Genomic DNA, 13,393 nt, shown 5'->3' on the forward strand with positions numbered 1-13,393 from the left:
CCGGGCCGTAGTAATCAGTACAGATGAACGGGCAGCGGGTGTTTGCCGCGCCCAATTTCAGACGAAAGGATAATATTATGACAGGTAAAATTGTTCTCGCCTCTGTTATCGCGACCTTTGCTGCGGGTTCGGCAATGGCGCAATCATCCGGCAACTGGACCGGGTTTTACGGCGGCCTGCAATTTGGCTACGCCGATATCGACACCAATATCTCAGGTGTAAATGGTGATGGCGCAATCGGAGGTATCATTCTGGGGTACGACTATGATCTTGGTGACTGGGTCGTGGGGGCCGGTTTTGACTATGACTGGACCGGAATTGAGCTGACCCCCGGCGTCGAAGTTGAAGACGTTTGGCGCATCAAGGCGCGCGCCGGATACAAGGTGACATCCCAAGGGTTGCTCTATGGTACCGGCGGGTTTGCTGAGGCCGGAACCGACAATCTGGGCAGCGACGATGGCTGGTTCATCGGGGCGGGCTATGAACAGATCGTGGCCCCGAATATTAGCGTCGGTGGTGAAATTCTGTACCACGAGTTCAACGATTTCGACTCTACCGGGATCGACGTGGATGCAACAACTGTTCAGCTTCGGGCGGCTTACCGTTTCTGAAGCTAGAATTCACGCAAAACGGACCCGGCGCGCAAGCACCGGGTTTACCTGTTTTACAGCTCCAGAATTGTGCTGCCCGTGGTCTTCCGCGCCTCAAGCGCGCGATGGGCGTCCGCCACCTGATCCAACGGAAAACGCTGATCAATGTGAATTTTGACCTCGCCGCCTTCGACCTTGCCAAACAGACGCCGCGCCATGGCCTGACACACTGTGTGATCGGCAATATGCGTGAACAGGGTCGGACGGGTGATCTTGAGCGACCCTTTCTTGGCCAGAATACCAATATCAATCAGTGGCACCGATCCCGACGCATTGCCAAACGAGATCATCATCCCTAAGGGCTTCAGGCTATCCAGCGACCCTTCGAACGTATCCGCCCCGATCGAGTCCATCACCACGTCCACGCCCTCGCCCTTGGTGATCTCGGCCACGCGTTGGGCAAAGTTCTCGGTCTGGTAATTGATACAATGGGCGGCTCCGTTGAACTGGGCCAGGCTGCATTTTTCATCCGTCCCCGCAGTGCCGATCAGTTTGATCCCTTCGGATTTGGCCCACTGACAGGCGATCAGCCCGACACCCCCGGCAGCAGCATGAAACAGCACAGTGTCTCCTCGTTTCAATGGCGTCGTGCGATTGAACAGGTATTCAACCGTCAACCCCTTGAGCATCATCGCTGCCGCGGCGTCAAAGGATATGCTGTCGGGCAGCGGGCAGACCTGTGCCGCAGGCATCACACGCGCTTCGCAATACGCTCCGGCGGGGGCTGCGGCATATGCCGCGCGCTGGCCTGGTTCCAGATGGGTCACACCCTCGCCTACGGCCTCAATCACGCCAGCAGCTTCCATCCCCAGCGCGTGCGGCATCTCCATCGGGTACAGGCCTGCGCGCTGATAAACATCAATGAAATTCAGCCCACAGGCCTGATGGCGAATGCGAACCTGTCCGGGGCCCGGATCGCTAATGGCGCGGTCTTCAATCCTCAGAACTTCGGGGCCGCCGTGTTCGTGAATAACGACGGTACGTGCCGTTTGCTGCATGCTCACCTCCTGTAACCTTCCGCCAAGCTATCACGCCTGAGATTCAGGGCAATCGACACGATTTCGAGTGGTGCAACCAAAACACGAAAAATGTGGTATACTAAGGGTTCAGACGTTGCCGGCTGGTCCGGCCAAGGGCAACCGATGCCGGATTTACCCCGCTGCGCTGATACGCAAAGGGAGGGGATGAAGATGGCCAAGACAATTGGAAATCCGATCAGTTGGGCCGCTCAGAATATCGGCGCGACCAGTGATCATATTGCAGAAAGCGTCACCCGTATCGGTAGCGCAGATACCCGGCACTTGCCGGTGGTACAGACTTTAACCCTGAGTGATCTGCGGTTCTGTTTGCGGGCAGGATATCAGGATTTTCTGGAAACGCGGGCGGATGCGATCTTTGTGGTGCTGATTTACCCCATCGCCGGGCTGCTGATGTTCGGGTTCGGGCTGAACCGCAATTTGGTGCCGCTGTTGGCACCATTGATTGCCGGGTTCGCCCTGATCGGGCCTGTGGCCGCGGTGGGCTTGTATGAAATCAGCCGCAAGCGCGAACAGGGGGGCGAAGTTCACTGGTTGGATGCATTGGGTGTGTTCCGATCACCTTCCTTTGGAGCCATCCTTGCGCTGGGGTTTTATCTGGTGATGCTGCTGCTGATCTGGCTGATGGTCGCGCAGAGCATTTATGTCCACACGCTGGGACCTGATCTACCGGCCTCTTTGGGTGCTTTTGTAACGCAAGTGTTTACCACGAGTACTGGATGGACGATGATCGTGGCCGGTAACGCGGTGGGCTTCCTGTTTGCACTTGTCGCTTTGGCGATCAGCGTCGTCAGCTTTCCGCTGCTGCTGGATCGCAAGGTCGGGCTGCCTGTGGCGGTTGTCACTTCGGCCCGGGTGCTGCGGCACAATCCCGGTGTCATCCTGACCTGGGGGTTCATCGTGGCGGCGATGCTGTTTGTCGGCGCGATCCCGATATTGCTGGGCCTGATCGTTGTGATGCCGGTCTTGGGCCACGCGACCTGGCATCTGTATCGCCGCGCCGTGGTCTGACGGGCCTGCGCGGGGCGGACCCCGCGCCACCGTTACTCCGCGACTTTCAGGACGATCTTGCCAATATGGCCAGAGCTTTCCATCCGCGCATGGGCCGCTGCGGCGTCACCCAGATCAAACTCGCTGTCCATGACCGGGGCAACCTTGCCAGCGGCCAGCAGCGGCCAGACCGCTTCGCGCAGGTCTTGCGCTATGTTTGCCTTGGCCAGATCGCTTTGCGGGCGCAGGGTACTGCCGGTCAGGGTCAGGCGCTTGACCATCATCAGGGCAAAGTTCAGCTCGACCACCGGCCCTTGCAGGAATGCGATCTGCACCAGCCGCCCGTCTTCGGCCAGAGCCTTGATGTTGCGCGGGATGTAATCGCCGCCCACCATGTCGAGGATCAGGTTTGCGCCGCCCTCGGCCCGCATGGCCGCCACGAAATCCTCATCGCGATAGTTGATCGCCTTCTCTGCCCCCAATTTCAAACAGGCCTCGCACTTTTCGGCCGACCCGGCGGTGGCAAACACCCGCGCGCCAAAGGCGTTGGCCAATTGAATCGCTGTGGTGCCAATACCGCTGGAGCCGCCATGCACCAGAAACCGTTCTCCGGCTTTCAGGCCACCGCGGGTGAAGACGTTGGACCAGACGGTAAAGAAGGTCTCGGGCAGGCACGCGGCCTCTTTCAGACCCATCCCTTCTGGCACGGGCAGACAATGTGCGGCGGGCGTGGCTACGTATTCCGCGTATCCGCCGCCCGGCAACAACGCGCAAACCTGATCGCCAACCGCCAAGCCTTCGACACCGTCGCCCAGGGCCACAACCTCGCCCGAAGCCTCAAGCCCCGGCAGGTCGCTGGCACCCGGAGGCGGATCATAGGCCCCTGCCCGCTGCAGCGCATCCGGGCGATTCACCCCAACATAGGCCACCCGCAGGATCACCTGACCTGCGTCTGGCTCGGGCACCGGGCGTTCGGTCAGTTGCAGAACATCCGGGCCGCCGGGTTTGGTGATCTCAACAGCGCGCATCATCTGGGTCATAGGCAAATCTCCTTTGCCCAATGCCTAGCAGGCAAAATCCCAAAGGCCCAGCCGCAACGGGGCTACTTGCGCGGGTTCAGTACTCCGGGCAAGTCTGCCCGCATTTTCATCGGCGCCTTTACCTGACCGGCCAGCCAGTTAGGAACCGCCAGAAACGGTTTGAACAGCGGGTTGTCATTGACCTGCGCCTTGATTTTTTCGAACTGCATAACGTTGTCGATGCGACGGTCGAGAAACTCCCACGTCTTCTGATGGTCGGGCGAATCGTCCCCCAGCCAGAACAACAGGGTGGAGGAATAGACCCCCGACAAAGTCGCCCGTTTGGTGTACCAGTTCACATCTTCCGAGGTATCCCCCAGCGTGTCCCAGATCAGCCCACAGGTCTGCCACAATGCCTTGGCCCCGTCGGCTGCATGGGTGGGCAGGGAAAACAGGGTCATTCCGCGGCGCACCAGTTCCTTGTCCGGTACGGCCTCAAGCCGGAACCGGACCGCTGCGGCAATGCGTTCACGGAATTTCAGATCGCTCAGGTCCGTTGAATTCAGGCGTTCGACCATGGCCGTGTCGCCATTCGCATGAAACGCCAGCGCCAGATCAACCGCACCACGCGGGCAGATCGCGCGCGCCAGAGCGTCATCGATTCCGCAATCCGTGACAGCGGCGCGAAAGCTGGTTTCCGACCAGCCGTCAAACGGCACATGGGTCAACATCGCGTCCAAAAGCTGTTGTTTTGCATCTTCATACGTGGTGGTCATGGCGGTTCTCCGGTTCCTGGACCCAGTACTAGACAAGATAGACCGGCTTTGCTATACGGCCAATTCCTGCAATTTCCTTGCAACTCTATCTAGAAAGGTGGTGACAACCACATGCAGGTTAGTGTTCGCGACAATAACGTCGATCAGGCGCTTCGTGCCCTGAAGAAAAAGCTGCAGCGCGAAGGCGTGTTCCGCGAAATGAAGCTTAAGCAACATTTCGAGAAACCGTCCGAGAAAAAAGCGCGCGAGAAAGCTGAAGCGATCCGCCGTGCCCGTAAACTGGCACGTAAGAAAGCACAGCGCGAAGGTTTGCTCTAACAGCGGCCCGCGACTCGTCCAGCTTTGGATGACACTATTTGACGACCCCCGCGGCATTGCCCGGGGGTTTGTCGTTTCAAGGCCCGGTTGCAATCCGCCGAAGTAGCTCTCTTGCTGGGCGGCAAGCTGCCAAATCCGGCTCAGCGGTGTTTTGCCCGGCATTTTGCAGCGCAGCGAATCCCGCATTCGCAGCACAGCCCTGCCGGAATGTGCTGAATTCCCCGGCCCCCCTGTTCGCCCATTCGATGGCCCCTGTAACTGGCCCGGTCTAATCAGACGACCAACCAAATGGAGGCATCATGTCTACTGCAAACACCGTCGAGCAAGAAATGCTGGCGCTCATCAACAATGAGCGCACATCCCGAGGGCTGACCCCGCTGCAACTTGAAACCCGCCTGAACGACTCGTCCGAGGATCACAGCACTTGGATGCTGGACCGGGACACGTTTAGTCACACCGGATCAGGTGGATCCAGCGCAGCCCAACGGATGGAAGATGCCGGGTTCGACTTTGACGGCAGCTGGCGCTCGGGCGAAAACATTGCCTGGCAATCAGAGCGCGGCGCCGAAGGCATCAGCGACGACGTGGACCAACTGCATCAAAGCCTGATGAACAGCCCGGGCCACCGCGCCAATATCCTGAACCCGGACTATGAATACATCGGGATCGGCATCGAAGAAGGCGATTTCAACGGCTGGGACGCAGTCATGGTGACCCAGAACTTTGCCACAACCGATGGCCAGGTCGTTCTGGACTCCGGCGATGCCCCCGTGCCACCGGTCGATATGGTGGAGGACCCTGAAACCGAAAACCCCGAAACCGACGTCACCGAGACCCCCGTGACCGAGTCAGACGAGAACACCGAGGAGCCGGAAACCGAGGTCACAGACAACGATACGCCAGCGGAAGAGACGCCTGAGGTCGACCTTCCCGACACGGATGTCACGGACGACCCCGAAGTGACCGAAACCGAAGACCCCGCCGCAGAAACCCCTGACGCCGAGGTCACGGACGCTGACGCGCCGGAAGAAGAAACGCCTGAGGTCGACGAGCCCGCCACCGGTGATCCTGAGGTGACAGATGTCGAAGACACCGATCCCCCTGAAACCGACATCACCGATCCCGAAGGCCCGGATACTGAGACGCCGGGGACAGATGTCACTGACGCCACCACTGGTGATTGTTTCGACGTCGAAGCGTTTCTGGCGGCAATCGAAGGGTTCGTGAACGACTTGCTGGTTCTGGTCGATGATTTCAGGCTGACCGACACCGAGATGGCCACAACAGACCCTATGGAAAGCGACGATTTCATGCTGGCCGGGGACTTCTGCGATGACACCAAAACCATCGAGGATATCACGCCGGGTGGCGGCGCGGCCCAGCTTGAGACTTCGTTCATACCGATCTTGGTGGAAGACGGGTGCATGATGGACTTTGTCTAAAGTCTCAGCCAGATACGCGACGCATCGGAACGGTGCGTCGCGACACCGGAAAAGAGCAGTTTGCGCAGTTTTCTGCACAAATAGGGCGAACCCGACGGTGGCAATTCGCCTAAAAGGCGGGGCGGTCCAGTTTGCGACTATATCCCGCCAAATTCTCGCCATTAATGTCCCGCCAAAATAACTCAATCTATTGGAGGCAGAATCATGTCAACGGCCAGCACCCTGGAAAGGCAGATGCTTGCATTGATCAATGCAGAGCGCGCGCAAGCAGGGCTTGCTCCTGTCCGGCTTGAACTTCGGCTGAACGACGCGGCAGAAGACCACAGCAAATGGATGCTGAACGTGGATCAGTTCAGCCATACTGGTGCCGGGGGTTCCCAACCCTGGGACCGCATGGGCAGTGCCGGTTTTAACTTTTCAGGCAGCTGGCGCGCGACCGAGAATATTGCATGGCAAAGCGTGCGCGGTGCTCCGGGTCTGTCTGACGATGTACAGGATCTGCACAACGGTCTGATGAACAGCTCCGGCCACCGGGCCAACATCCTTGATCCGAACGTGACCGTCGTTGGCATCGGTATCGAGGTTGGGAACTACAACGGCGTAAATGCCATCATGGTGACACAGAACTTTGCCCGGACGTCCGCGCCGGTGCAATTGGACAATGGCGGAACAGGCCAGGGTGGCACACCCGTACCTGATCCGGTGGACCCCGCACCAACAGGTCCTTTGTTTGTCGCGGCCGGAACCAACGGATCCGGGGCGAATGACTGGTTTGCCTTGAAAGCGGGGCAATCCGGAAGACTGGATGGCTTTGACGGGGACGATACGCTGTTCGGGCAAAGCGGTCACGATGTTCTGGTTGGTCGCCAGGGGAAAGACACTCTACGAGGGCTCGATGGAAACGACGTCCTGAATGGCGGCCGCGATGATGACGATCTGAACGGCGGCAATGGCAATGATGTGCTCCGCGGTGGAGGTCAAAACGACAAGCTCGTCGGAGCTACAGGACATGATCAGCTCTTTGGTGGCGCTGGAAACGACTTTTTGCATGGAGGATCTGGCAACGACCTGCTGATAGGCCATGGCGGCAATGATCGTCTGGTCGGAGGCGGCGGAAATGACCAATTGCTCGGCGGCGCAGGAGACGACGTGATGATCGGTGGAAGCGGCGCCGACAACTTTGTGTTCATGACGGGCAAGGACCGGGTAAAGGACTTTTCAGACGGAGATCGGGTTATTCTGACACCATCGCAGACCATCAACAGCTACGCTGACCTGATGAACAACCACATCCGGCAATCCGGCAGTGACGTCATCATCAATGACGGACAAGGAAACGAAATGATCCTGGAGAATACTTTGCTCTCCAGCCTCGATAACAACGACTTTGTTTTCTAAGCCACACTCTTGCTCGCGAACCCCAAAGCCCCCGATTCGGGGGCTTTTTTTAGTTAATAGATCTTGGGCACGTGCAATTCGTCCGGCAGGATACGGCGTTCGTATTCCGGATTGTATTTGCGATCCGGAAGATCGACCTTTTCCTGCGGCACGTCTGCATAGGGAACTTTGGTCAAAAGATGCTCGATACAATTGAGACGCTCGCGCTTCTTGTCATTGCCTTCAACAATATACCACGGCGCTTCGGGGATGTTGGTGCGGAACAGCATGTCTTCCTTGGCCTTAGTATAGGCTTCCCAGCGGATTCGGGATTCCAAATCCATCGGGGACAATTTCCACTGTTTCATCGGATCGTGGATGCGCATCAGGAACCGCAGCTGCTGTTCTTCATCGGTGATCGAGAACCAGTACTTCAGTAGGATGATCCCCGACCGAACCAGCATCCGTTCGAATTCGGGAACGTCCTGAAAGAACTGTCCCACCTGATCATCGCTGGCAAAGCCCATTACCCGTTCGACCCCGGCGCGGTTGTACCAGGACCGGTCGAACAGCACGATTTCACCGGCGGCGGGCAGGTGCGGCACATAGCGTTGGAAATACCACTGGCTCTGTTCGCGACGGCTGGGAGCTGGAAGGGCAACCACGCGCGCCACCCTCGGGTTCAGACGCTGTGTGATGCGTTTGATCACGCCGCCCTTGCCTGCGCTATCGCGGCCTTCGAACAGAATGCAGACCTTGGCCCCGGTATGCTGCACCCAATCCTGCACTTTGATCAATTCGGCCTGCAGGCGCAGCAGATTGCGGAAATAGACCTTGCGGTCCAGCATATCGGGATGCTGATCCTTATAGATCTTGCGAATTTCCATCGAGAGCATGGGTTCGCTGAATTCGATCTCAAAATCTTCGTCCAGCGTGTCTTCCAACTCGGCTTCCAACCAGTCTTTCGGGGCGTATTCGTTTTCGTAAGCCAAGGTCATTTCCTTATCGTCTGTCGGGTTCGGACCGTAATAGGCGCATGTAAACACCTGATGTCATCAGAGCAATTGATGAATAACCCTATTCAAGCCGGCGCTGCGCGCAACAGCTGGATCAAGGTAATGCATAAGGGTGTCCGGCCTTTCTCCTTATTTGGACCCGCTTAACGCTAGATACAACCGTCAGAGTTGACGCATTGCCAACAACTTGGTGAAATCTGACCTCTTGCAGCCTTGCAATGGGCCAGGGTGTGACGGCATCAAGGGCTTCGAAACAACCTTGAGATTTTCGTGGCCCATTTCCTTTCCCTTCTGCCGATGGTCTGGCCTTGGCTAATCCTGATGGCCGCGCAGGTCAGTGGGGTGTCCGGCAGGCAAGCTCTGGGCCTGACCTTGCTGACGGTCTTTGGCGGCGTGGCACTGGCGCTTGGCCTTGTCACACCGCTCGCCGCTATAATCGCCGCGATTGGCCCGCTGGGCGCGGGCATGCTACATCGTCTTTCCGGGAGAGTTGCACTGCTGGGGCATCTGGCGCTGGTCCTGTGGAGCCTTGCGCTGGGGGCGCATCTGGTGCCCGGCTTTCACAACTTGTTGGTTCTGGATCAGGTCCAAGCCGGGCTCGATAGCACCACATTCACGCTGCACCTGAACCTCGACAAGCCGCTGGTTCTGTTCGCCGTTCTGCTGGCCTGGCCCGGAATGACACGCAATGTGCTACCTACCCGAGTGATGCCGCTGGTCGCGGGCCTCACGATCCTGCCGGCTCTTTTTCTTCTTGGGCTCGCAACGGGTGCTGTCCGGCCCGAATTTGGCTTGCCGCATTGGTGGCTGATATTCGCTTTAGCCAACTTGTTTCTGACCTGCTTAACCGAAGAGGCGTTTTTTCGCGGCTACCTGCAATCGGCCATTGCCTCCCAACTCGGGGCGCCGATTGCCATTGCCGCTGCCAGCCTGCTGTTCGGTCTGGCCCATTTCGGCGGTGGCCCCGCGCTGGTTGTCTTTGCTGCAATCCTCGGGGGCGCGTGTGGTTTGGGGTATTACGCGACCGGACGGCTATGGGTGCCGGTTTTGATGCATTTCGGATTTAACGTCCTGCATCTGGTCCTGTTTACCTACCCTGCCCCGGCCTGAGCATCACACCGGCAAGGCTGTGGTCTTGAACACCGTGCGCAATGCAAATGAACTTTGCATCTGTGCCACCCTCGGCAATCGCGACAGGTATTGGCGGTGGATGCGGGCAAAATCTTCGGTATTTTCGGCGACGACTTTCAGAATATAATCGGCCGTTCCCGCCATCAGATGGCATTCCAACACGTCGGGGATGCGGGCCACGGCCTTTTCGAACGCATCCAGAACCTCTTCGGCCTGGCCCTGCAACGTGATCTCGACAAACACCGTCGTCGGTACGTTCATTTTCCGCGCGTCCAGCAGTGCCACATAGTTCTTGATATAACCATCCGCCTCAAGCCGCTGCACCCGCCGGTGACAGGCGGAAGGGGACAGGTTTACCTGCTCGGACAGCTCCGCATTCGACATGCGGCCATTTCGCTGAAGCGCGGCTAGAATCTTTTTATCGGTCGTATCTAGGCTCATTCACGCAAGACCTTTGCAGAGTATTCGAAGTTTACCGGAAAATATCCCGATTAAAAGCGTGAATGCGGGCAGAGTTTCACAGAAATTGCGTCTCAAATTGCACATAATTTAGGCAGTTTATGAATGGAGACCTAAAATGAAAATCGGTTGCCCCAAGGAAATCAAACCCCAGGAGTTCCGCGTTGGCATGACCCCCAACGCCGCGCAAGAGGCCGTTGCGCGAGGTCATGAGGTCCTCATCGAAACCGATGCCGGTATGGGATCGGGTTTTGACAACGATGCATACATGGCCGCCGGCGCCCGGATCGTCGACACCGCAGCCGAAGTCTTTGCCACCGCCGACATGATCGTGAAGGTCAAAGAACCCCAGGCCGTCGAGCGTAAGATGCTGCGCGAAGGCCAGCTGCTGTTCACCTATCTGCACTTGGCACCGGATCCGGATCAAACCCATGACCTGCTGTCCTCGGGCTGCACGGCCATCGCTTATGAAACCGTCACCGATGCGGCCGGAGGCCTGCCCCTGCTGGCACCGATGTCCGAGGTTGCAGGCCGTCTGGCACCGCAGGTCGGCTCGTGGACATTGCAAAAGGCCAATGGCGGCCGTGGTGTTCTGATGGGTGGCGTACCAGGCGTTGGCCCGGCGAAAGTTGTTGTGATCGGCGGCGGTGTCGTGGGCACGCATGCGGCCAAGATCGCCGCTGGCATGGGTGCTGATGTCACCGTGCTGGACCGTTCGCTGCCGCGCCTGCGGTATCTGGACGATGTCTTTGGCAACACGTTCAACAACCAGTACTCGACGGCAGGTGCAACGGCTGAACTGATCCAGACGGCCGACATGGTGATCGGCGCGGTGCTGATCCCAGGCGCTGCGGCCCCCAAACTGGTGACCCGCGCGCAATTGTCGACCATGAAACCGGGCGCGGTTCTGGTGGATGTGGCCATCGACCAAGGCGGCTGCTTTGAAACCTCGAAGGCCACCACCCATGCCGATCCGATCTATGAGGTGGACGGCATCATGCATTACTGTGTGGCCAACATGCCCGGCGCGGTTGCGCGCACTTCGACCATTGCGCTGGGGAATGCGACGATGCCGTTCCTGCTGTCACTGGCCGACAAAGGCTGGAAACAAGCCTGCCAGGACGACCCACATCTGCTGGCAGGTTTGAACGTTCATGCCGGTCAGCTGACCTATTACGCGGTTGGCAAAGCACTGGGGATCGACGTGGTATCCCCCAATGTGGTGATCAAGTCCTAAGCGCTCCCGCCCCTGAAAACGCCCTCTGACGAGGGCGTATTACAGTGTTGGGCCCAGCGCCGCACCTGCGGTGCGGCGTTGTTGGTTCTTGTTCCGACGTTACCGCAAATACAACGGCGCCGCGCGTCAGCGCGGCGCCGGACCCAACCGGAGGAGGGCATTTTAATGCCTGATCGACGGGCGGAAGCCCTCACGCCTCTTTATGGATTTCCACAGAATGCGGATAGGGGATCGAAACACCCTTGGCGTCAAAGGCCTCTTTCACCGCTTTGGTGGTCTCAAACTTCACATCCCAGTAATCCGCCGCTGCGCACCACAGGCGGGCCGTCAGATCGACCGAACTGTCACCCAGATTAGTCACCCGCACCCAAGGCTCAGGGTCTCCCAGTATGCGCGTATCGGCTTTGGCAACATCCAGAATGATCTTCATCGCCTCATCGGCGTTGTCACCGTAATCAATGCCAAAGACCAGATCGACACGTCGCGTGTCATGAGCCGAGTAGTTGGTGATGATCGACCCCCAGGACTGTCCGTTCGGCACAATAATCTGCACATTGTCCGGCGTTACCAGTTCTGTGGTGAACAGGTTCAGATCCTTCACAGTGCCCGACGTCCCGCCTATATCGACGAATTGACCCAGCTTATACGGGCGGAAGACCACCAGCATGACACCAGCGGCAAGATCGCTAAGCGTGCCCTGCAGCGCCAGACCGATGGCCAGCGACGCGGCACCCAGAATGGCGACGATACTTGTGGCCTCGATCCCGAAAATACCCAGCACGGCAACCAGCACCATTGCCAGGATCACCCATTTCACCAGGCTGGCAACAAAACTGCCCAGCGTCTGGTCAATATTCGGCGTTGCATTGATCCGGCGCCGGACTACACCGGCGATCGCTCCGGCAACAATCCAGCCAAGGATCAGTACGACCAACGCCTTGACCGCGTTCATAATCAGGGGGGCATAGGCACCCACCTGTGTTACGACCTCATCCACACGCATCTCCTTTTCGATTCATGACAATCCCGCGTCATCAACGCGGGATGCGCGAGAGTGTGAGCGATAACCGGCTTTTGGTCTAGGTGTGAGATGCACGGCTTTTCCCCGTTGTTCCCAAATACACAGCGCCTGACCGGGAATGCACATCTATTGGGGTGGTGGGATCGCCATGCCGCGCCTACCTTTCAGACTTAGCCTTCAAAGGAGCCTCTTATGCTGGATACCGCCACCCATCCCATCACCGCCCGCTGGCCCGCCACCCACCCGGACAGGATCCAGCTTTATTCCTTTCCGACCCCGAACGGTGTCAAAGCCTCGATCATGCTGGAAGAGACCGGCCTGCCCTATGAGGCGCATAAAATCACGCTGGCCGATGCGGATGTCAAAAGCCCTGCCTTCCTGTCGCTAAACCCCAACAACAAGATCCCCGCCATTATCGATCCGAACGGCCCTGACGCAGAGCCTCTGGCCCTGTTCGAAAGCGGCGCGATCCTTTTGTATCTAGCCGAGAAGACCGGGCAGTTTCTGGGCAAGACCAAGGCCGACAAGTACCGCGTCACCCAATGGCTGATGTTCCAGATGGGTGGTGTTGGGCCGATGTTCGGGCAGTTGGGCTATTTCTTCAAATTCGCAGGCAGCGAGATCGAAGACCCCCGCCCACGTGACCGATACATCGCCGAGGCTAAACGCCTGCTGAACGTCCTGAACCAGCAACTGGACGGTCAGGACTGGATTGCCGGGGAGTATTCAATCGCGGATATGGCAATCGCACCCTGGCTGCGCGGGCTGGACTATTACGGCGTGAAAGAAACTGTTGGCTGGGAAGACCACACCAACGTGATGGCCTATCTGGATCGCTTTCTGGATCGACCCGCCGTTCAAAAAGGCCTTGTGACCCCCGCACGAGACTGAGCCGTGTCAGGTGGATGCCCAACCCGGCA

At 58.3% G+C, this 13,393-nt stretch carries 14 protein-coding genes; 8 read left to right on the forward strand and 6 right to left on the reverse strand.

Annotated elements, in window-relative coordinates; translation table 11 throughout:
• The first annotated feature begins 77 nt into the window (after positions 1 to 77).
• The gene (locus RUM8411_RS12175; protein WP_085823046.1) at positions 78 to 611 is read left to right on the forward strand and encodes an outer membrane protein; all 534 of its coding nucleotides are present in this window, start codon (positions 78 to 80) and stop codon (positions 609 to 611) included.
• A 53-nt stretch (positions 612 to 664) separates the two neighbouring features.
• Here the strand turns inward: RUM8411_RS12175 and RUM8411_RS12180 are convergent, their stop codons facing one another.
• Positions 665 to 1,648, reverse strand: coding sequence for a quinone oxidoreductase family protein (locus RUM8411_RS12180; RefSeq protein WP_085822981.1), 984 nt, complete (start codon positions 1,646 to 1,648; stop codon positions 665 to 667).
• 192 nt (positions 1,649 to 1,840) lie between these two features.
• Between RUM8411_RS12180 and RUM8411_RS12185 the strand changes: the two genes are divergently transcribed.
• Positions 1,841 to 2,698 (forward strand): DUF2189 domain-containing protein, encoded by an 858-nt coding sequence (locus tag RUM8411_RS12185; protein ID WP_085823047.1) that lies wholly within the window; start codon positions 1,841 to 1,843, stop codon positions 2,696 to 2,698.
• A gap of 32 nt (positions 2,699 to 2,730) precedes the next feature.
• Here RUM8411_RS12185 and RUM8411_RS12190 read toward each other — a convergent pair whose 3' ends face one another.
• Both RUM8411_RS12190 and RUM8411_RS12195 read right to left on the reverse strand, forming a co-directional pair.
• On the reverse strand, positions 2,731 to 3,717 hold the full coding sequence (locus RUM8411_RS12190; protein ID WP_085822982.1) for an NAD(P)H-quinone oxidoreductase: 987 nt from the start codon (positions 3,715 to 3,717) through the stop codon (positions 2,731 to 2,733).
• 62 nt (positions 3,718 to 3,779) lie between these two features.
• Complete coding sequence (locus RUM8411_RS12195; RefSeq protein WP_085822983.1) at positions 3,780 to 4,472, reverse strand: COQ9 family protein; 693 nt, start codon at positions 4,470 to 4,472, stop codon at positions 3,780 to 3,782.
• A 111-nt stretch (positions 4,473 to 4,583) separates the two neighbouring features.
• Between RUM8411_RS12195 and rpsU the strand changes: the two genes are divergently transcribed.
• The 3 genes from rpsU (at position 4,584) to RUM8411_RS12210 (ending at position 7,630) form a co-directional block, all read left to right on the forward strand.
• Positions 4,584 to 4,790, forward strand: a complete 207-nt coding sequence (rpsU, locus tag RUM8411_RS12200) for a 30S ribosomal protein S21 (protein WP_005614280.1) — start codon at positions 4,584 to 4,586, stop codon at positions 4,788 to 4,790.
• Positions 4,791 to 5,089: 299 nt separating this feature from the next.
• Entirely contained in the window at positions 5,090 to 6,232 is a 1,143-nt protein-coding gene (locus RUM8411_RS12205; RefSeq protein ID WP_085822984.1) for a CAP domain-containing protein, read from the forward strand.
• A 234-nt stretch (positions 6,233 to 6,466) separates the two neighbouring features.
• The gene (locus RUM8411_RS12210; RefSeq protein ID WP_234995206.1) at positions 6,467 to 7,630 is read left to right on the forward strand and encodes a CAP domain-containing protein; all 1,164 of its coding nucleotides are present in this window, start codon (positions 6,467 to 6,469) and stop codon (positions 7,628 to 7,630) included.
• A gap of 53 nt (positions 7,631 to 7,683) precedes the next feature.
• Here RUM8411_RS12210 and ppk2 read toward each other — a convergent pair whose 3' ends face one another.
• Positions 7,684 to 8,607, reverse strand: a complete 924-nt coding sequence (gene ppk2, locus RUM8411_RS12215; RefSeq protein WP_085822986.1) for a polyphosphate kinase 2 — start codon at positions 8,605 to 8,607, stop codon at positions 7,684 to 7,686.
• A gap of 288 nt (positions 8,608 to 8,895) precedes the next feature.
• Between ppk2 and RUM8411_RS12220 the strand changes: the two genes are divergently transcribed.
• The gene (locus tag RUM8411_RS12220; RefSeq protein ID WP_143534890.1) at positions 8,896 to 9,735 is read left to right on the forward strand and encodes a CPBP family intramembrane glutamic endopeptidase; all 840 of its coding nucleotides are present in this window, start codon (positions 8,896 to 8,898) and stop codon (positions 9,733 to 9,735) included.
• A gap of 3 nt (positions 9,736 to 9,738) precedes the next feature.
• Here the strand turns inward: RUM8411_RS12220 and RUM8411_RS12225 are convergent, their stop codons facing one another.
• Positions 9,739 to 10,197: an Lrp/AsnC family transcriptional regulator gene (locus tag RUM8411_RS12225; RefSeq protein ID WP_085822988.1), complete on the reverse strand. Its 459-nt coding sequence runs from the start codon at positions 10,195 to 10,197 to the stop codon at positions 9,739 to 9,741.
• Positions 10,198 to 10,333: 136 nt separating this feature from the next.
• Here RUM8411_RS12225 and ald point away from each other — a divergent pair, with 136 nt between their 5' ends.
• Entirely contained in the window at positions 10,334 to 11,452 is a 1,119-nt protein-coding gene (gene ald, locus RUM8411_RS12230; RefSeq protein ID WP_085822989.1) for an alanine dehydrogenase, read from the forward strand.
• Between the two features lie 190 nt (positions 11,453 to 11,642).
• On the opposite strand, the gene RUM8411_RS12235 is transcribed toward ald, so the two are convergent.
• Positions 11,643 to 12,449: a mechanosensitive ion channel family protein gene (locus RUM8411_RS12235; protein ID WP_085823048.1), complete on the reverse strand. Its 807-nt coding sequence runs from the start codon at positions 12,447 to 12,449 to the stop codon at positions 11,643 to 11,645.
• A gap of 216 nt (positions 12,450 to 12,665) precedes the next feature.
• Between RUM8411_RS12235 and RUM8411_RS12240 the strand changes: the two genes are divergently transcribed.
• Positions 12,666 to 13,364 carry a glutathione S-transferase N-terminal domain-containing protein gene (locus RUM8411_RS12240; protein WP_085822990.1) on the forward strand — a complete coding sequence of 233 codons (699 nt, stop codon included), beginning with the start codon at positions 12,666 to 12,668 and terminating at the stop codon, positions 13,362 to 13,364.
• The last annotated feature ends 29 nt before the right edge of the window (positions 13,365 to 13,393 follow it).

Origin of the sequence: Ruegeria meonggei (genome assembly GCF_900172215.1) — a bacterium.
Classification (GTDB): Bacteria; Pseudomonadota; Alphaproteobacteria; order Rhodobacterales; family Rhodobacteraceae; genus Ruegeria; species Ruegeria meonggei.